The sequence below is a fragment of the Bacillus sp. J14TS2 genome (assembly GCF_018333015.1).
Taxonomy (GTDB): Bacteria; Bacillota; Bacilli; order Bacillales; family Bacillaceae_C; genus Lederbergia.
In genome coordinates, this window is sequence record NZ_BORE01000022.1 from 65325 (window position 1) to 84175 (window position 18851).

The window sequence follows — 18851 nt, forward strand, 5'->3', positions numbered from 1 at the left end:
GCTCGAGGTCAAATAACCTGGAATCTTGGAAGGGTAAGATCGCCCTTCCAGATTCCAGAACATTTGCTTGTCGCAGGCCCGCAGGAAGCGGGTCAGGACGGCGTTGCCACAGGATGTGGCGAATTTAGCCGTTCTTCCTCAACTTAACCGTCTTCCGCTTTTCTTATTACCACCAAACGATGGTTAGGAATGCTAGGATTGTGACAAATCCGATGATGACTCCACCGTATATAAATAACTGCGGAGCTTCATGTCCTTTTTGACTCATGTGCATGAAGTAATATAGTTGAAATATAACTTGGATCAAAGCAAGCAAGAGGATAAATGGGATAATAAACCATTTATCAAAGCCAGCTGCAACAGCGCCAAATGCACAAAGTGTTAAGAAAATAGAAATTGCAAAAGAGATCACTTGGTGACGCATTTCTTCAGCATTTCTTTTTCTGCGGTATTCATATTTTGTATCAAGATCTCTTGAATTCAATTGTTCGTTTCCCATTTTTATCACACCATCCCCATTAGATATACGACAGTGAAAATAAACACCCATACGACATCAATAAAGTGCCAATACAAACTTGCTAGATAGAACTTAGGGGCATTATATAAGCTTAACCCTCTATTCGCATTTCGCACCATCAATGAGATAATCCAGCCAAGTCCAAATACTACGTGGCCTCCATGGAAACCGACTAATGTATAAAATGCTGAGCTAAATGCGCTTGACGAGTACCCGAAGCCATACTCATGGGTATAATGCCAGAATTCATAAATCTCACAGCCTAAGAAAGCCAAACCAAGGGCAACTGTGATAAATAACCATGCCTGCATTTTTTTAAAATGAAAGTTCTTCATATGGTAAATAGCATAAACACTTGTAATCGAACTGGTTAAAAGTAGCATCGTCATAATAAATGCTAATTTTAAATCAAAAATATCGGTCGAAATAATGCTGTCACTGCTTGGTACTTTATCTTTTAAAGCCAAGTATGTTGCAAACAGGGAGGCAAACAAAACAGTTTCGCCTCCAAGGAAGAACCAGAAGCCTAAAAATTTATTTTTCCCTTCAAGAGTGGCTCTTTCGGGTGACTCAGGCCATGTTTTGGGTGTGAATTTCTCTTCAACATGCATTATGCCTTTACCCCCTTATCCTTTTTATCAACTAGCTCTGATTTTGGTATATGGAAGCCATGATCATCTTTTAAGGATCTTAGTAACATAGAAACAAATGCTACGATCAGACCGATAATCAATACAGGATCTCCCCACGCATGATCATTACGGAAGATCGCTCCATATGAAGCAATCATCAGGCCTAGAGAAATGAAAAACGGAAGTATCGAGCCGTTCGGCATATGAATGTCATTGATAGGTTCAGCCGGGGTCACTTCTTTCTTTCCTTCCATTTTTTCGATCCAGTATGTGTCAATACCACGGACCAAAGGCAATTGCTTGAAATTATAAAATGGTGGTGGTGATGGTAATGACCATTCCAAAGTCCGGCCATCGCCCCATGGATCGTTGCCAACACGGACATTTTTCACCTGTGTCATAATTACATTGTAAAGCAAAATTAATACGCCAGCAGCCATAAATGCTGCTCCAATTGAACTGATTAAGTTCCCAATATCTAAGCCTTGACCATCTAGATATGAAGCAATTCTTCTTGGCATTCCCATTAAACCAAGGAAATGCTGAATAAAGAATGTTAAGTGGAAACCAATAAAGAATAAGACAAACTCAATCTTTCCAAGTGTTTCATTCAACATTGTACCAAACATTTTCGGCCAGTAGAAGTGAACAGCGGCCAAAATAGCTAGGACAACTCCTCCAACAATTACATAGTGGAAGTGAGCTACAACAAAATAAGTATCATGGAACTGATAGTCAGCAGGTGCTACAGCGACCATGATTCCAGTTACCCCACCCATAACAAATGATGGAATAAAACCAGCCGCATAGAGCATCGGGGTTGTAAATTTAACACTCCCGCCCCACATCGTAAAGATCCAGTTAAAGATTTTAATTCCGGTTGGTACCCCAATGGCCATCGAGGCAACTGCGAAAATCGCATTAGCGATATTCCCTAACCCAACTGTGAACATATGGTGAGCCCAAACCATGAAGCCAAAGAATCCAATTAGTACTGTCGCAAAGACCATGGAAGAATATCCAAATAATCTTTTTCTCGAGAACGTTGCAAAAATTTCAGAGAAGATCCCGAATGACGGTAAAATCAAGATATATACTTCAGGGTGACCAAAAATCCAGAAGAAATGCTCCCAAATAATGGTATTTCCCCCCGCAGCTACTTCAAAGAACTGTCCTCCAAATAGACGATCAAAGGTTAACAAGAATAATGCTACTGTTAACGGTGGAAAAGCAAATAAAATAAGTGCAGAGATGACAAATGTTGTCCATGTAAACATTGGCATTCTCATATAAGTCATTCCTGGTGCACGCATATTAATAATCGTTACAAGAAAGTTAATTCCGCCCATAAGTGTTCCAAATCCTGAAATTTGGATACCTGTTACATAGAAGTCAATTCCATGATGGGGAGAATTAATTGCAAGAGATGCATAAGAAGTCCATCCAGCATCCGGCGCCCCACCTAAAAACCATGAGGTATTCAGCAAAATTCCACCTAGGAAAAATAACCAAAAACCTAAAGCATTTAGAAATGGAAATGCCACATCACGCGCCCCGATCTGCAGGGGCATAATCAGGTTCATTAACCCGATCAATATCGGCATGGCTGCGAGGAAGATCATGGTCGTTCCATGCATTGTCATGACTTCGTTAAATACCTGTGCACTTACAAAACCATTGTTAGGCACAGCGAGTTGAATCCGTATTATTAAAGCTTCAATACCGCCAATTAGGAAGAAAAAACCTCCACCTGCGATATATAGAATACCAACCTTTTTATGGTCTACCGTTGTCATGTAGTCCCAAAGAGTGGCACCGAAGCCTCGCTTTTGAGCAATTGTACTCACAATTTAACCTCCTTAAATACTTGGGACTGTTTATTGGTTATCAACTTTTAATTCCATTAGATAAGCTGCTAATGCATCTAACTCATCATCTTCAAGATCAGGATATCGACCTGTCATTTTGTTTCCTGGCTTAAATTGCTCTGGATCTTTTATCCATTCTTTTAAACTTTCTTCATCGTGATCCAAAATTCCAGCGACTGTTTCCCTGTTGCCGAAATCAGATAAGTTAGGCGCAACTCTTGCTGTTTTTGGTTGCTCATTACTAGGTGTTACAGCATGACAGGTAAGGCAGCTTTCAGTAAAAATTTCTTCGCCTTTATTAGCTAATTCAGAAGTTGGAACTGGTTCTTCCGCGTTTTGCATATCTGCAACCCACTGGTCAAAATCATCCTGTGAAATGGCTTTAACCTTAAAATCCATATAAGCATGAGAAGGTCCACAAAGCTCCGCACATTTCCCATAGAAAATATTATTGACATCGTCTGCTTTATCTTGATCAACACTTAAATAAAACTTATTGACGTTTTCTGGATTAGCATCTAATTTTCCGCCTACTGATGGAATCCAGAAAGAGTGTTTGACATCAGCAGATTCAACATTAAAATACACTTTTTGATCAGTTGGAATTACTAAATCTTGACTTGTTAAAATGCCGAGATCTTCATATTCGAACTCCCACCAGTACAAGTGAGCTCGCACATTGACCACAAGATTCTCTCGATTTCCATCCGCGTCCTTCTTATCCATTGCCGACACATCACCTTGTGAAAAAGTAGCAGCAACTGTAGGGACAGCAAGCACCAAAATAATGATGATCGGAATAACCGTCCAAATGATTTCTAATGTGTGACTACCTTCAACTTGTTTAGGTATTTCACTATCATCCTTCCGGCGAAAACGGACCACGGCAATCGCAAATAACACTACTACGACAATAATGACCAAAGTCATGATCCCTAAACTGAATAAAATGAGGTCATATTGCTGTTTTGCCACTTCTCCAGCTGGTTTTAAAGCCGAGAGAAACGGCTCGCCACATCCTGACAGGACTAACGCTAACATCGCTATAATTGAAGCGAGACGCCATTTTTGCAGCCATTTTTTCATAATGTAATCAAACCCCTCTTTCGTAAAATGTCTTGGCAGCCAAAGACATGCCGTTAACTATATGGATTTCTTAAAAAATATAAGAAAGAATTCCCTAGAAATATAACCTATAATAATGTCTGATTGCCTTTCAAGTATAAGCCATAATCTTTATCTAGATCACTGAAAAAATGACCATTGCCGTAAATAAAATGGTTAAATAATTCAATGAATAAATAAACATTCCGTTGGCCCATTTTACATCGTCTTTTTTCTTATAACCCATCATGCCCATAAGTAACCACCCAATATTCAAAGCAGTGGCAAATATAACAAATGGGACTCCTAATGACATCATAAAAAAGGGAATGGGTAATAGCAATGCTACCCAAAGCATGATATGTTTTTTTGTAACAGAAAAGCCCTTTACGACTGGCAGCATTGGGATAGAAGCAGCCCTATATTCTTCTACTCGCCTCATTGCAAGCGCATAGAAGTGTGGCGGCTGCCAAATAAACATAAGTAAAAATAACATCCAAGCCATTGTAGGCAATGAAGGATCAACGGCAGCCCAACCAATGAGAGGCGGAATAGCTCCCGGTAGGCTACCAATAACCGTATTACTAACTAAATTCCGTTTTGCCCACATACTATAGACCACCACATAGCTAAAAACACCGATGACTCCAAGAATCCCAGCTACTACATTGGTCAGAAAAAGAAATATTAATCCTACAATGATGAAACTAAAACCTAATATTAAAGTTTTAGAACCATTAATTTTCCCTGTCACTGTTGGTCTTTTCTTTGTTCGTTCCATAATATGATCTATATCTCTATCTATGTAATTATTTAAGGCACATGATCCCGCCATAATTAAGGACGAGCCAGCTAGAGCATAAAAAACAATGTCTAATGATTGGAGGAAATGCCCTTCAGTAAAAACAAAGGCTAGCCACAACCCAGTGAAACTGGTAATAAGATTAGAATTCACAATGCCAATTTTAATCAATGCCGTAAAATCTTTCCATCTAGTAGTAACTGGCTGGACCGTTCTTTCAGCACTTGCTAATGTACGACTATCTCCCATTTTTATTCCCTCCTTTCTAAAAGTTTATTCCATCATTTACTATAATGCATTTTGCTTAACATTTCTTGTTTTTAATGAAACTTTCAGTATTTGTTCACTAATTAAACACGATTATTGCAAGGGATTTTTCAATCTCGCTATATCCTTTGATTGAATGCTATTGATTCAAAGCCCCCAATGGAATATTAAAGCATAATTCCTTATGATTAGGGAGATAAAGAAAAGTGTTTTTATGTCGGAAATGTGACAAGTTATAGCAAATAGATGAATCTACTTTCTTATTTTTACCAAATAAAGGACAATCTTTCAAGCTTTCGGCTTTACGATGCGACTGTAACAATATTGTCAGTTGTTTTTTTCTAGTTCTTTAGGTAGTATCGGTTATGGAATGTTTATTTAAAAGTTAACGAATTTATTTTCTTTTAAAGAAGGTGGAGGCTTGAGTAAAAAATTAAAATGGTTTTCTGTTATAACTTCATTAGTGATGCTAGGTGTGTTACTTGGTGGAGCTTTAGTAACAAAAACTGATTCGGGCATGGGCTGTGGCCGCTCTTTTCCATTATGTCATGGTAAATTAATTCCATTAGAGGATATTACACCCGCATTGTTAATCGAATTCTCGCACAGACTTGTGTCAGGGAGTGCTGCCATTCTCGTTGCCATATTATCTTTCTGGGCTTGGAAGGCAATCGGAAAGGTGAGAGAGACAAAATTGCTTGCAATCCTATCGATCTCCTTTTTAATTATCCAAGCACTAATTGGTGGAGCTGCAGTATTATGGCCACAATCTGATTTTGTTTTGGCCTTACATTTTGGTATCTCGCTTATTTCTTTTGCAGCAGTACTATTACTGACCTTACTTATTTTTGAAGTGGATAAAAAATTCGATGCGAACAAGCTAGTTATTGACAAAAGAATGACGTTTCACATTATCGGTCTAACCATATACAGTTATATTGTGGTTTATACGGGTGCACTCGTCCGCCATACCGAATCAAGTCTAGTTTGTTCAGATTTTCCATTATGTATAAATAGTGAGTTTTCATTACCAGCTAATATGTATCAATGGATTCAGATGGGACATCGTACAGCCGCTGCACTTATTTTTATTTGGATTGGCTATGTGATGATTCTGGCCATTCGGCATTATAAACAGCAAAAAGTTCTTTATTATGGCTGGATTATTGCCTTTATCCTTGTCTCGCTTCAAGCCATTTCAGGAGCAAGTGTGATTTTCACAAAGGCAAATATTGTTGTAGCCTTATCACATGCAATCTTTATCTCGCTATTATTCGGCTTGTTATGTTATTTTCTCCTCCTCTTATCTCGGAATAGGAATAACATCGCCAAACAGCAAATTCAGTCAGGGGAGAAACAACCTGTTGATCCCAATAAGCTGATTCCCCAATAAAAGAACCACGTACATTTGTGCGTGGTTCTTTTATTGGGGATGCTGATAAGATCTTTTAAAAGTAGGTTGAACGGAAGAACGGCTTTTCTGTGATTTTGGCTGGTCCTTTTTATTTTTTGTGCGGTATTTCTCATCATACTGTATGAACATCGAAATATTTGCAAGTAAGCCCATGGCAATCGATACAACAATGATCGAGGACCCTCCATAGCTGATAAACGGAAGCGTAACCCCTGTAATCGGAATTAGACCGGACATCCCTCCTAGATTAATAAACGCCTGAATCCCAATCATTGCAGCAATACCGATTGCAAGCATACTGCCAAAAGGATCCTTACATTTCGTCGCAATGATAATCCCTCGCAGAACAATATAAGCAATCCCAAGAACGACAAAGCCTACACCAAAAATTCCTAATTCTTCTGAAATAACCGACATAATGAAATCAGTGTGGATCTCTGGTAAGTAACCATATTTTTGAATCCCTTGTCCAAGACCTGCCCCTTTTAAGCCACCCGACCCTATCGCCAAATAGGAATTAACTAGCTGAAAGCCTTGATCATCGTAATTTCCAAACGGATCGAGGTAGCCAGTTATTCTTTTCATATTCCCCTCTGTAAAAAAACTATCAAATTTAAGGATCACAAAAGGAATTAATAATAGAGAAGCACCAACTCCCATTAGCACAAGCTTTCCGATCGTCCGGAAATTCATACCAGAGCAGAGAATAATGATCATGCCAAGGACCAGGGTGATCATCGCTGTTCCATTATCTGGTTCCATTTTAATAAGAAAGCAAACAAAGACAAGGTAAATGACTGGAGGCAATGCTCCAACATTCAACTGGTTAATGTATCTCTGTTTATTCGCATAGACTGCTGATAAATAAATCACAACACTTAACTTTGCAAATTCAGAGGGTTGGATTGTTCTTGATCCAATGAGCTTTATCCAGCTTTGGGCATTATTGCTAGTATGGCCGATAATTGAAACAGCTAATAATCCGACAACAGAAATAATCGTCATTAAGATAAGAAGGTTTTTATTCTTGAAGACTTTATAAGGAAAGAGAGCAAAAAACAAAAAAGCGCAAAAGCCAATAAGAATATTAATTTTTTGCTTATTATAAAAATAATCAGCAGGCACATCGTAAATTTTTATAGCAATGACCATGCTAGCACTATATACCATAATAAGGCCAAATAATGTCAAAAGTATGTATGCAATAATAATTGAATAATCATATGATTTAAGGATTTTTTTTAACATAAAATTCTTCCAATCTATGAGTCAGTTTGCAGATAGACCTTCCTCATCCTAAAAAACTCAAACAATTTCTAAGAACTGTTTGAGTTTATGCTAAAGGCTTATGCCTAAACCGCATCCTTTACTTTCTAACTGAGGCTTCATGTAGAACAGACAACTGTCTTTCTAAGGAATCCATTAATTCTTTCCCATATTTTTGATCGACTAGCCCAAGGCGAACAGCAAAATCAATTTCGCGAGACAAGCCAAACATTTGTGTATCTAGAACTTCTTCATATAAAGGGCATTGCGGCATAGTTAGATTGTCCATTTGCACTTGAATCAGGCGGAGAATTTTCTCTGCATCTGCCTTCAATAATGCATGGGCTTTTTCCCGATGATCAACTTTCGTATCCGACACCACATTTAATCCCCCTTAATCATAAAAACAAAATATATTCTCCACTTGCCTGTCCGATCATCATTTAATGAGGACAATACTATTATTAAATATTACAACTAAACTAGGGAAATTGCAACAGGAAAGACGATTACTTCCTATTTCAATACCGGAATTTCTCCCCCTATCATTTTGGTTTAATATTCATGACTTTAAATTTCTATCCATTCACGCTATAATTGACATTTGTAATGATAAGGGGGCTACAGAATGGATATGATCATGAACATAAAAGGGAAGGTTAAATTTCCCATTACTTTGGATGTTGGAGCTTGGATTTTTGATGATCGTCGTATTGATTTAGATACATATTCCTTTGAAGATGAAAAACAAGATGATTTAACTGAAGAGGCTACGACTGTATCCAAGCATTGGGACCGCTCTGTAAAAGAAGGAGCCGTTTCTCCAAAGCAGACGCGTAAAAGATATGAAAAAGCTAAAATGCTTACAAGCACCTTTGCCATTAAGCTAGAGCCCTTTCTTAAAAACGCAGAACCTGATCCAAAAGCTTCTCTTCTCGTTTTTGAGACAAATGGCGAGGATGTGTCGATTCCTTTAGAGGAAGGTTACGCTATTCTTGTACAATTCTCCAATAAAGGCAAGGCTTTAAAAGAGGACGGACCTGTCCATATCCTTTTTCCGGATGGTTCAAACGTTGATCATCCTATCAAGAATGTCAAGGCTTTTCGAGTTGAGTAAGTAACCATGAAAGCGCCTTGAAAGAGTGAAAACGGCACAGGATTCGATGTCCTGTGGCAACCCCGTTTTTACTCTTTATTTGCTTGTATTTTTTATACAATAGTATTCTTGCTCTATCCGGGAGTATTTTTCACTTATACAATAGTATTCTGCTTCTTCAGGTTGGTTTGAGGTTCGGTATTTCTAGTGATCGATCATGATCATAATAAATCTGCGGCTAATTGAGCAAGTTGTGACCGTTCCCCTTTGATTAATTTTATATGTCCTGCGATTGCCTCCTCTTTAAAGCTCTCAAGCACATAACTTAAACCATTGTTATATTCATCCAAATAAGGATGATCAATTTGTTCAGGATCGCCCATAAAGATAATTTTACTTCCTTCCCCCACCCTTGTTAGAATCGTCTTTGCTTCATGCTTTGTTAAATTCTGAGCTTCATCAATAATAATAAATTGGTCAGGGATGCTACGCCCGCGAATATATGTCAAAGCTTCAACCTCAATGGAGCTCATTCCTGCTAAAATCGCATCTAACTCTCCCGGCTTTTTCGTGTTAAATAAAAATTCTAGATTATCATAAATCGGCTGCATCCATGGTCTAAGTTTTTCTTGTTTTTCTCCAGGGAGATAACCAATATCTTTTCCAACTGGAATGATCGGTCGTGCAACGAACATCTTTTTATAAACTCGTAAATCTTCTGTCTGCATCAAGCCCGCAGCTAAAGTAAGTAATGTTTTTCCTGTCCCCGCCTTTCCAATTAATGTGACAAGCGGGATATCTCGTCTCATTAGCAACTCTAATGCCATCGTTTGTCGAGCATTCTTTGATTTAATACCCCAAATCAGCTCATTTTGCCCGGAAAGCTTTTGAAGTGTCATTCCAGTCTCATCAATCATCCCAATTCCAGAAGTGGAACTGCCTAGCTCATCTTTAATAATGACAAATTGATTCGGATAAAATGGTTCATTTGTGTAATTTGCCAAGGATATACTCCCATGTTCATAAAATAAGCTGATCTGATGGATATCAATATACAGTTCTTGTACACCTGTATATAGGTGGTCCAATTCAACAACTCGGTCCTTCAAAAAGTCTTCAGCATCTATTCCGATAGCATCTGCTTTGACACGAAGAAGAGCATCTTTGCTGACCAATATGACTGGTCTTCCATCAACCTTCGCTTCTTCTTCCAGGGCGATATTTTTAGCGACTGCTAAAATACGATTATCATTCGTCTTTTCAAAAAAAACCTCTTCAAGCTGTTTAAAAGAACGGTGATTTAATTCAATCCTTAAACTCCCACCATTTTCGAGCTGGATTTTCTCATGAAGTTTTCCTTGTTCTCTAAAGCTATCTATCAGCTTTGAAATGTGCCTGGCATTTCTACCTATTTCATTCATATATCGCTTTTTCGAATCCACCTCTTCCAATACAACTGCTGGAATCACAATTTCATTTTCTTCAAATGAGAAAAGTGCATTTGGATCTTGTAGCAAGACATTTGTATCTAAAACATATATTTTGCTCAAAATTGATGCCTCCTGCCCCTTTTTAATCGATCTAGCTTCAATGCCTAGCAAATTTAAAAGTTCATCTTATAAAGCATTAGGCGTAAGGTTGAAAAGAAATCGCCTTACATCCCACTAAAATTTGGTGTCTTGTAGCATATGCTGCGCTTCTCATATCTTATGTCTTGAAACAGTCTCCGGTTCATTAAAATTTTTTATGAAGGGACCCTTTTGAATGAAATATATGAACTTTTGAATAAAGTTAGAAGATATATCAAAAATTAACCTGAGGACGTTAATGGAAAAATTTTATTGGAGGGATTTAATTGCGTACATGGCTTATTATACTGATTGCCGTATTCAGCATGTCAGCTTGTTCACAGAAGCCGGAAAACATTGGAGAAAAAGATGTGTTGCCAAGGGGAGTATCTGTTCAAGATAGCCATCTTGACAATAATGGTAATCAAAATTATACAGATGAAAAAAGAGCTAATTATTTAGCAAATCTCGCTGCAAGTGTTCCAGATGTTCACAATGCCTCATCTGTTGTGATTGGAAACCTTGCCGTTGTAGGCATTGACATTGATCAGGATATAGAGCGTTCAAAAGTGGGTACGATTAAATATTCGGTGACGGAAAGCCTTAGACATGATCCACAAGGCGCTGGAGCGATTGTAATAGCGGATCCAGACCTAAATGCCCGCCTTAAAGAAGTTGGTGAAGACGCTCGTGCTGGTAAGCCCATTAGAGGTGTTATGAATGAATTAGCGGATATTGTTGGACGGGTCATACCGGACGTTCCTTTACCTGAAAACGAGAAAAAACCAGAGGATGCCATGGAGGAGGATGACCAACAAAATGATGAGGACATCCAACACATACAAAAAGAGCAATCTAATGATAAAAATCAGTAACTTCAATACAATCCCCTTTCTTCAGTCGTGTTTGGGGACACAACCCAACGAGGGCTGCATTGATTTAGGAATCAGCTTTCTTGCTACCACTTATGATATTAAGTGCGGTAAATTTCAAGCTACTCGTAAAAAACTAAATTGGTTCAAGAGAAAACTGTTATGTAGCGGATGTAAATCATCAAATTACAAAGATACTATGTTTGTTTTAAAAGATTTGATAGGTGTTCGTCGTGTAGCAGAAAAAGGATGAGTAAAAACTGAAATGTTTCTGTTTTTTGGGCTTTCTATTAATTCCTTTTAAATGTAAAAACTAGCAGTGCCAATCAAATGGTGGCCGTATGGTGCAACGAACCTACACAATAAAGGAATTGAGCATATCGGTGTAGTTACTAGCTCCTGTGGCAGGGGCGTCCTTATGTTCCGCCGCACTAAGGTAGAAGAGCGTTGCTCGGTTCTTACTAATGGGTGTTGCTTTCTCTGAGGGTATAGAGTTCCCACTTAAAACAACTTGTAGGGCTGTTAAGTGATAGGGTTTTGATGTTATACTGGGAATGAGAAAGAAATTTTCACCCAGAGGTGAGCAAATGGAAGTACAATGCGTAATCTGTCACGAGCATAACACCTTAGAGGATGACTCAAACCTTGCGAAAAAACTCAGAAATCGACCGATTCATACTTATATGTGCCCTATATGCTATGAACGAATAAGAGTGAACACCGAAAAAAGAAAACAAAATGAGAATTTCCGCTTATATCCTGATCAGAAGAAGGTAGATTTTTAAGTCTTATTTATAAGCAAAAAAAAGAGGCTATCCCATCAAAAAATGGTAAATAGCCTCTTTTTTAGATCGTACCTGCTTTCTTCTCTTTTCTCAAGCGAATTTTATAAATAATGAGGATCACGGCCGCGACCATAAGTCCCTCTGTTATAGGTAAAAATATTGCTAAAAAAGTTAAGAATAAACAACCTACGATTAAAAAAAGATAGATAACTACTGATTTTAATAAAGGTAATTTCTTGGCAAACCCAAGCTTGTATACAAGAATCGCTAGAGCAGTGATTGTTAGCCAAAGCAACCAATTTGTAGCCGTTGGATTCCCCGTCAATGTATAATAGAACTTTAAAGTGGGGGAAAAACGTTCGATCGCTCTTTGGTCAGCATCAATAGACCCTAACAAATACAATTGATTGAGTATAAAATAAAGTTTGATTCTTATTCTCCCCTTCCCTAACCCTAAATGCATGTTCAAAAAGAAAGGTAAGGATCATTTATCTCACAGTAGCATTTTTACCGGCCTTTTTGAACATCCCCTATACAGGTGAAACATCGATATAGAGAGTTTCACCTGTATCATATCATATACGAACAAGAAAGCCTAAATTTTCACCCTACAGTAAGGGAGAATCATCGCCCTCACTGTTTAAAGTTTCATTTTATATTTCTGCTGTCTTTTTCTTTTTTGCTGCCTTCTCCCGCTCGTTTTTATTTAATATTTTTTTGCGTAAACGTATCGATTCTGGAGTAACCTCACAATACTCATCATCATCAAGATATTCTAATGTTTCTTCTAAAGAAAGAATTCTAGGTTTCTTAATAACATTTGTTTGATCTTTATTGGCAGAACGAACATTTGTTGCGTGCTTGGTTTTCGTGATATTGACAGTAATATCATTTTCCCGATTATGCTCGCCGACAATCATGCCTTCATAAATTTCTATTCCTGGTTCTACAAAGATCGTTCCCCGATCTTCTACTTGCATAATACCATAGGTAGATGTTTTCCCGGTTTCCATAGATACGAGAACACCTTGCCTGCGTCCACCCACTCTGCCTTTCTCCATTGGACGATAGCTGTCAAACGTATGATTTAGAATCCCATATCCTCTTGTTAATGTCATAAACTCTGTTGAGTAACCAATTAACCCTCGTGCTGGAACATGGAAAATAAGGCGCACTTGTCCGTTTCCGTTATTAATCATATCCAGCATCTCTCCTTTACGAGATCCAAGAGATTCAATCACACTTCCCGTATACTGCTCAGGTGAATCAATTTGCACCCGCTCAATCGGTTCACACTTAACTCCGTCAATATCTTTTATAATGACTTGAGGTTTTGAGACCTGCAATTCATACCCTTCACGGCGCATATTTTCAACAAGAATGGATAAATGTAGCTCACCACGTCCGGATACGATCCAGGCATCTGGCGATTCCGTATTTTCCACTCGTAAGCTTACATCTGTTTCTAATTGAGTCATCAGTCTTTCTTCAATTTTACGGGAAGTTAAATATTTCCCTTCTCTTCCTGCAAATGGACTGTTATTCACAAGAAATGTCATCTGGAGTGTAGGTTCATCCACATGGAGGATCGGTAAAGGTTCCTGATGCTCAATTGGACAAATTGTGTCACCTACATCAATGTCTTCCATTCCAGATATAGCGATCAAATCACCTGCAAATGCCTCATCAATTTCAATCTTCTTTAATCCTAGAAAGCCAAACATCTTGGTTACACGAAATTGTTTGGTCGTGCCATCCTGTTTTAAAACTGCTACATGTTGACCCACTTTCATGGTTCCTCTGAATACTCTACCGATGCCAATTCTTCCTACATAGTCATTGTAATCGAGTAAAGAGACTTGGAACTGTAATGGATCTTCGCTGTTATCAATGGGAGCTGGAATAAAATCCAGGATTGTCTCGTATAATGATTCCATGTTTTCATCTTGTTTTTCAGCGTCTTTACTGGCTGTACCATTAATAGCGGATGCATAAATCACGGGGAATTCAAGTTGTTCGTCATTTGCATCAAGTTCAATAAATAGCTCAAGGACTTCATCAATAACCTCTGCAGGTCTTGCAAAATCACGGTCAATTTTATTTACAACAACAACTGGAGTTAAGTTTTGCTCTAATGCTTTCTTCAGCACAAATCTAGTTTGTGGCATACAGCCTTCATATGCATCTACAACAAGTAAAACACCATCTACCATTTTAAGAATACGTTCCACTTCGCCACCAAAATCAGCATGACCTGGTGTATCTAATATATTTATTTTTGTATCTTTATATTGAATGGCTGTATTTTTAGCCAAAATGGTAATCCCGCGTTCCCTTTCAATATCACCTGAATCCATGGCTCTTTCTTCGACAAGCTCATTGGAACGAAACGTTCCCGACTGTTTTAATAATTGGTCTACTAATGTTGTTTTACCATGATCAACGTGCGCGATAATGGCAATATTTCTAATGTTTTCTCTAAGGTTCAAAAGTGTTTCCTCCTATATTTAAAATCAACTGATTGATAACTTTTTCATTAACTGAGTTATTATATCACATACACTGGAGAATTTGTAATATTTTTTGTACAATATAAAAGTGAGCTTGTACAAATGGAGTTTTTTCTTGTTCAAAGGAGCAAAATTAGAATGATTATTCATTTAGCTAAGGGGGCTTCAAACTTGAGTAGGATCAGGTGGGATTTTTTACTATTAGCCATGATCGCCGCTTTTTCCATCATGGGCATGGGAATTTGCCTAGCAGAGAATAGTTGGTTAGGCATTGCGTTATGCTTTATCGTTCTCTGTATCGCTATGATGTATGGATTCAAAAAAAAGAAAAAGCTACAAAAAGAAGGTAATATATAAGAGAGTCTTCATTCAGTGGGTATTCCCCCCACCGAATGAAGACTGCCGTTTAAAGTTTTAACGTGATTGAAAATACGGAAGTAATTGTTTATGAAGTTCAGGCTTCGCTGCAAGGATGGAGCTCTTTTCCAGCATATTTACTGGATTCCCCTGCAAATCCGTTACGACGCCTCCAAGTTCTTCAATAATCACTTTCCCACCAGCGAAATCCCATGGTGAGAGCTGCAAACTTATGTAGGCGTCCATCCTCCCCGTTGCAACGTAAGCGAATTCCATAGCTGCTGATCCGTATGATCTAGCCCCTCGTATATCTTTTACTAACGGAATAAACATACGAGCCGTTTGTTCGGAATGGATCGACGCTGGGTTAAAGCCAACAACTGCCTCATTTATATTGCCCTCTTGTAGCGGAGCAATTTTTTTCTCATTGAAAAAGGCCCCTTTCCCTCTACTTGCACAGTAAAGCTCGTCTAATATGACATCATACAAATAACCTAATTGCCCAACCCCATCCTCTAAAATACCAATGGAGATGAAAAAGTTTCTTTGCTGATGGACAAAATTCATCGTTCCATCAATGGGGTCAACAATCCATACAACCCCCTCTAAGTCATTCACTTGATCTCCAAATCCTTCTTCTCCCATCATTCTATGATCGGGATAATGCTCTTTGATTTGCTTTACAAAGAATTGTTCTGTTTCTTTATCTACATTTGTAACTAAATCATTTGCATCTGATTTCGTCTGAATATCTAATGCATGTTCAAGCGACTCTACTATTGAGTTTCTCGCTTCCTTTAACCATTGCTTTACAGATTGATCTACTTCATGCCATATTGCCATTTTTCCACCCTCCATCGACTCCCTATATTTACTATAGCATAGGGATTTCAACCCTTGTTTTCAAGCAAAGTGTTTTATAACCAAAAGCGCAAGCGCCTTGGACTAGGAAGAAAGGCTAAGTTCGCGACGCCCTGTTACTTCGTCTGCACTAATATATCCTGTACGTCGTAACACCGATAGGCTTGCTCCTACGAGTCTCGAGCCGATGGCACCTAGAGCTAGTCACCAACCGCCACATAAGCTAGTTACCCATAGCCAAGAATTTTATAATTTTCCAAACCAAAAGAAAAGTGCAAGGCGGCTAGCTAAGAAAATGAATGATTGCATATAGAACATGAAACGAACTTCCTTACTTAAGCTCTAAAGGAAGTTCGAATCTAGTCATAAGCAAATACCTTACAAAGCTTCCAACTTAATAAGCTCTTCCCGGATCCGTGTAAGCTTACGCTTTGCTTTTGTCTTTTTATCCTCATTTTCTTCTTGCAAAGCATCATACAAAACGGCCAATTCATAGTTCAATTCTAAACGTAATACAGCCAGTCTTTGTTTATCTAGGTTTTTTCTTCGATAAGCATTCATCACTTGTTTCATGGAAGAAACACCCCTTTAGTCATTCAAAATATTTTTACCATTCTGGAATAACTTATTATAATATATGTTGTCGGAAGAGAAGGAGGAACTAAATTGTGTGATTACCCCATATTAGATATTTTCCGACTCATGATGCACTTTCACTTTGTGTAATTTGCTATTGGTAATTTTGTACCCGGATCAAGTCGTGATTAAACAAATGGAACTTGTAATGAGTAAAGTAGTTGCTATTCAAATTTGATGTGTACGTGGAGATATCGTGAGATTCACATCTTAATTAATTGATTGGATGTAGTACTTTTTGCCTTTTTAACGGTTTTATACAAGGAATAGCCACTCGAATCCTCAAATTCTTTCCCATAAATCTTTTCATCAGATTTTGCTGGGACAATTTTTTTGAATTTACGATATTCATGTAATAACTCATCTCTATTCGTGCCTTTTTCGTAAGCTTGTTCAATTTTTTGAAAAAATTGTATGACAGTCACAATTTCATCCTGGGTCCAATCAATAGAAAATGGATAAGAATATTCCAAACCAACTTCCTCCCTGTTTTGCTTATTATTTCTTTACATTCAGACTTCTATACTTATACAGATAATTATGTAGAAATCCCACGAAAAATAGATAACCGATATGGAAAGAGGCTGAGACAAAGGGATTTTCACCAAAGAAAAAAACGAATTACATATACCCGCTTCGGAAATACACTTCGCTTTCTGCGGGGAGTGGCAAGTCTCCTCAGGCATGAGCCTTCCGGGATCTTGCCGAACTCTCACTTCCCGCAGGAGTTTAGGTATATTCCCACCGCTAAAGTAATGCATTGTTCGTCTCTAGAATTTAGTATTTTAGTTTTGTCCCAGCCTTAATGCTTATTCTTCGTTACGTGGAGTTTTAATCAGATCAGGATCAACAGTTTCATAGCCCTTATCTCTTAGACCCTTAACAATATCCTCCAAAGCCGCATTCGTCCATTCTCGATCATGCATTAACAAATTAGCACCATTGCCTAATTCAGGGGCATTGACCATAATATCGGCAATTCCCTCTTTATTCATATATTCCTCATTCCAATCGTACCCATAGGTCCAATTCATTAACACCATCTTTTCATCTTTCGCTATTTCTCTACTTGTGTCAGTATTTTGGCCGAAAGGAGCGCGAAAGAATTTAGGACGTTCTCCTGTAATTTCTTCAACTTGATCATTCACAGAGAGAATTTCTTCCTTTTGTTCATCTGGTGATAGGGTTGTTAAATCTGGGTGTGAATAGGTATGATTTCCGATCTCAAAGCCCATATCGTAAATTTCCTTTACGATTTTTTCTTTTTCAGGTGTGGTTATAAAATGACCATTTACAAAAAAGACGGCCGGCGCATCAAGTTTTTTAAGCGTTTTTGCCATTTCTAAGGCATGTTCATCCGGAGCATCATCGATTGTGAGTAACGCCACTTTTTGGTTTGCATCATCAATTGGCACGATAGAATAAACTTCACTTAATTCATATTGTGGAGCCTGTTCTTCCTCTTCAACTGGTGCTGACGATTCTTCAGCCTCTTCCGCTTCATTATCTTCTCCTGTCTCCTCTTGCTGCTCTTCTCCCGCTTCTTCTTGCTGTTCTTCACCTTGTTGCTTTCCCTCGTCTTTTTCTTCTGTTAAAGACTTGTCCGCCTCATCTGTCGACTGACTTGGAGAACTCTGATTGCCACATGCGGCCAATCCGCCTGCAACAAGGAGCAAAATCATAAGTTTCTTCATACGTTTCCCCTTTCTCTCTTTATGTGGAATTAACTTCCATTATAATTTGTCGACATATAGTATTCAAGCGATCAGATTTTGATGTAATTTCGAAGATTTAGTAGAATAAAAACTGTAGCAGAAATTGCAGTGAAATATAAGTACATAAGCTCATTATCGTTGTAAGAATAGTCGCTCCTTTTGATCCAATGATTTTTCTTGCAACTAAATAAGCTAAATAAAAAAAGACGAGGAATAGAAGAACTTTTGCAAGAAAGCGATCTTTTCCCGAAAGCCATTGTGCAACATGAAAACCACTCCAAATCATAATTTGAATGAGAGCAGCTACGTAATTTTTTAGAAGCATTGAATTCTTCACTCATTTCATTGAAGATTTACGCTATTTTAGATAGAAGTTGGAAAAGGAGCATCTTGTAAAAAAAACGTCCTCTTAAATAATATGCATGTAAATATATAAAATAATCCAAAAAAAGGAGCTGTTGCACAATCAGGTAACTGATCGTGCAACAGTTTTTTTGTGCACAAAAAAACAGACCACAAAGGGTCTGCTCTCGTGTATTATTAATTTATGACAAGTAAAAAAATAACACAACCCCAGT

Annotated in this window: 20 protein-coding genes; 5 read left to right on the forward strand and 15 right to left on the reverse strand. The window is 38.0% G+C overall.

Features of this window, described 5'->3' with window-relative positions:
- Positions 1-166: 166 nt before the first annotated feature.
- The 5 genes from ctaF to cyoE all read right to left on the reverse strand — a co-directional run bounded on the left by ctaF (position 167) and on the right by cyoE (position 5175).
- Positions 167-499, reverse strand: coding sequence for a cytochrome c oxidase subunit IVB (ctaF, locus tag KI375_RS24280; RefSeq protein ID WP_212975955.1), 333 nt, complete (start codon positions 497-499; stop codon positions 167-169).
- A gap of 5 nt (positions 500-504) precedes the next feature.
- Positions 505-1131 carry a cytochrome c oxidase subunit 3 gene (locus KI375_RS24285; RefSeq protein ID WP_212975956.1) on the reverse strand — a complete coding sequence of 209 codons (627 nt, stop codon included), beginning with the start codon at positions 1129-1131 and terminating at the stop codon, positions 505-507.
- On the reverse strand, positions 1131-2999 hold the full coding sequence (gene ctaD / locus KI375_RS24290) for a cytochrome c oxidase subunit I (protein WP_212975957.1): 1869 nt from the start codon (positions 2997-2999) through the stop codon (positions 1131-1133). Before ctaD ends, KI375_RS24285 begins: the two co-directional genes overlap by 1 nt.
- Positions 3000-3029: 30 nt before the next feature.
- Positions 3030-4106, reverse strand: a complete 1077-nt coding sequence (gene coxB, locus KI375_RS24295; protein ID WP_212975958.1) for a cytochrome c oxidase subunit II — start codon at positions 4104-4106, stop codon at positions 3030-3032.
- Between the two features lie 154 nt (positions 4107-4260).
- On the reverse strand, positions 4261-5175 hold the full coding sequence (cyoE, locus tag KI375_RS24300; protein WP_212975959.1) for a heme o synthase: 915 nt from the start codon (positions 5173-5175) through the stop codon (positions 4261-4263).
- Positions 5176-5614: 439 nt separating this feature from the next.
- Between cyoE and KI375_RS24305 the strand changes: the two genes are divergently transcribed.
- The gene (locus tag KI375_RS24305) at positions 5615-6586 is read left to right on the forward strand and encodes a COX15/CtaA family protein (RefSeq protein ID WP_212975960.1); all 972 of its coding nucleotides are present in this window, start codon (positions 5615-5617) and stop codon (positions 6584-6586) included.
- Between the two features lie 30 nt (positions 6587-6616).
- Here the strand turns inward: KI375_RS24305 and KI375_RS24310 are convergent, their stop codons facing one another.
- Both KI375_RS24310 and KI375_RS24315 read right to left on the reverse strand, forming a co-directional pair.
- A complete protein-coding gene (locus KI375_RS24310) occupies positions 6617-7855 on the reverse strand; it encodes an FtsW/RodA/SpoVE family cell cycle protein (protein ID WP_212975961.1) in 1239 nt (412 codons plus the stop codon).
- Positions 7856-7973: 118 nt separating this feature from the next.
- Positions 7974-8255 carry an Fpa/YlaN family protein gene (locus KI375_RS24315; protein ID WP_207451996.1) on the reverse strand — a complete coding sequence of 94 codons (282 nt, stop codon included), beginning with the start codon at positions 8253-8255 and terminating at the stop codon, positions 7974-7976.
- 246 nt (positions 8256-8501) lie between these two features.
- Between KI375_RS24315 and KI375_RS24320 the strand changes: the two genes are divergently transcribed.
- Complete coding sequence (locus KI375_RS24320; RefSeq protein WP_212975962.1) at positions 8502-8990, forward strand: peptidyl-prolyl cis-trans isomerase; 489 nt, start codon at positions 8502-8504, stop codon at positions 8988-8990.
- Between the two features lie 200 nt (positions 8991-9190).
- Here the strand turns inward: KI375_RS24320 and KI375_RS24325 are convergent, their stop codons facing one another.
- Complete coding sequence (locus tag KI375_RS24325; RefSeq protein WP_212975977.1) at positions 9191-10522, reverse strand: PhoH family protein; 1332 nt, start codon at positions 10520-10522, stop codon at positions 9191-9193.
- Positions 10523-10824: 302 nt separating this feature from the next.
- Here KI375_RS24325 and KI375_RS24330 point away from each other — a divergent pair, with 302 nt between their 5' ends.
- Complete coding sequence (locus tag KI375_RS24330; RefSeq protein WP_212975963.1) at positions 10825-11412, forward strand: YhcN/YlaJ family sporulation lipoprotein; 588 nt, start codon at positions 10825-10827, stop codon at positions 11410-11412.
- 584 nt (positions 11413-11996) lie between these two features.
- A complete protein-coding gene (locus KI375_RS24335) occupies positions 11997-12194 on the forward strand; it encodes a YlaI family protein (protein WP_212975964.1) in 198 nt (65 codons plus the stop codon).
- A gap of 61 nt (positions 12195-12255) precedes the next feature.
- Here KI375_RS24335 and KI375_RS24340 read toward each other — a convergent pair whose 3' ends face one another.
- Together KI375_RS24340 and typA are read right to left on the reverse strand one after the other, a co-directional pair.
- A complete protein-coding gene (locus tag KI375_RS24340; RefSeq protein ID WP_374706906.1) occupies positions 12256-12519 on the reverse strand; it encodes a YlaH-like family protein in 264 nt (87 codons plus the stop codon).
- Positions 12520-12847: 328 nt separating this feature from the next.
- Complete coding sequence (typA, locus tag KI375_RS24345) at positions 12848-14683, reverse strand: translational GTPase TypA (protein WP_212975965.1); 1836 nt, start codon at positions 14681-14683, stop codon at positions 12848-12850.
- 192 nt (positions 14684-14875) lie between these two features.
- Between typA and KI375_RS24350 the strand changes: the two genes are divergently transcribed.
- Positions 14876-15061: a DUF5325 family protein gene (locus KI375_RS24350; RefSeq protein WP_212975966.1), complete on the forward strand. Its 186-nt coding sequence runs from the start codon at positions 14876-14878 to the stop codon at positions 15059-15061.
- Positions 15062-15118: 57 nt separating this feature from the next.
- Here KI375_RS24350 and KI375_RS24355 read toward each other — a convergent pair whose 3' ends face one another.
- The 5 genes from KI375_RS24355 to KI375_RS24375 all read right to left on the reverse strand — a co-directional run bounded on the left by KI375_RS24355 (position 15119) and on the right by KI375_RS24375 (position 18598).
- Positions 15119-15904, reverse strand: coding sequence for an inositol monophosphatase family protein (locus KI375_RS24355; RefSeq protein WP_212975967.1), 786 nt, complete (start codon positions 15902-15904; stop codon positions 15119-15121).
- 396 nt (positions 15905-16300) lie between these two features.
- On the reverse strand, positions 16301-16495 hold the full coding sequence (locus KI375_RS24360; RefSeq protein WP_212975968.1) for a hypothetical protein: 195 nt from the start codon (positions 16493-16495) through the stop codon (positions 16301-16303).
- Between the two features lie 266 nt (positions 16496-16761).
- A complete protein-coding gene (locus KI375_RS24365; RefSeq protein WP_212975969.1) occupies positions 16762-17031 on the reverse strand; it encodes a UPF0223 family protein in 270 nt (89 codons plus the stop codon).
- Between the two features lie 336 nt (positions 17032-17367).
- The gene (locus KI375_RS24370) at positions 17368-18252 is read right to left on the reverse strand and encodes a polysaccharide deacetylase family protein (protein ID WP_212975970.1); all 885 of its coding nucleotides are present in this window, start codon (positions 18250-18252) and stop codon (positions 17368-17370) included.
- 97 nt (positions 18253-18349) lie between these two features.
- A complete protein-coding gene (locus tag KI375_RS24375; RefSeq protein WP_212975971.1) occupies positions 18350-18598 on the reverse strand; it encodes a hypothetical protein in 249 nt (82 codons plus the stop codon).
- Between the last annotated feature and the right edge of the window lie 253 nt (positions 18599-18851).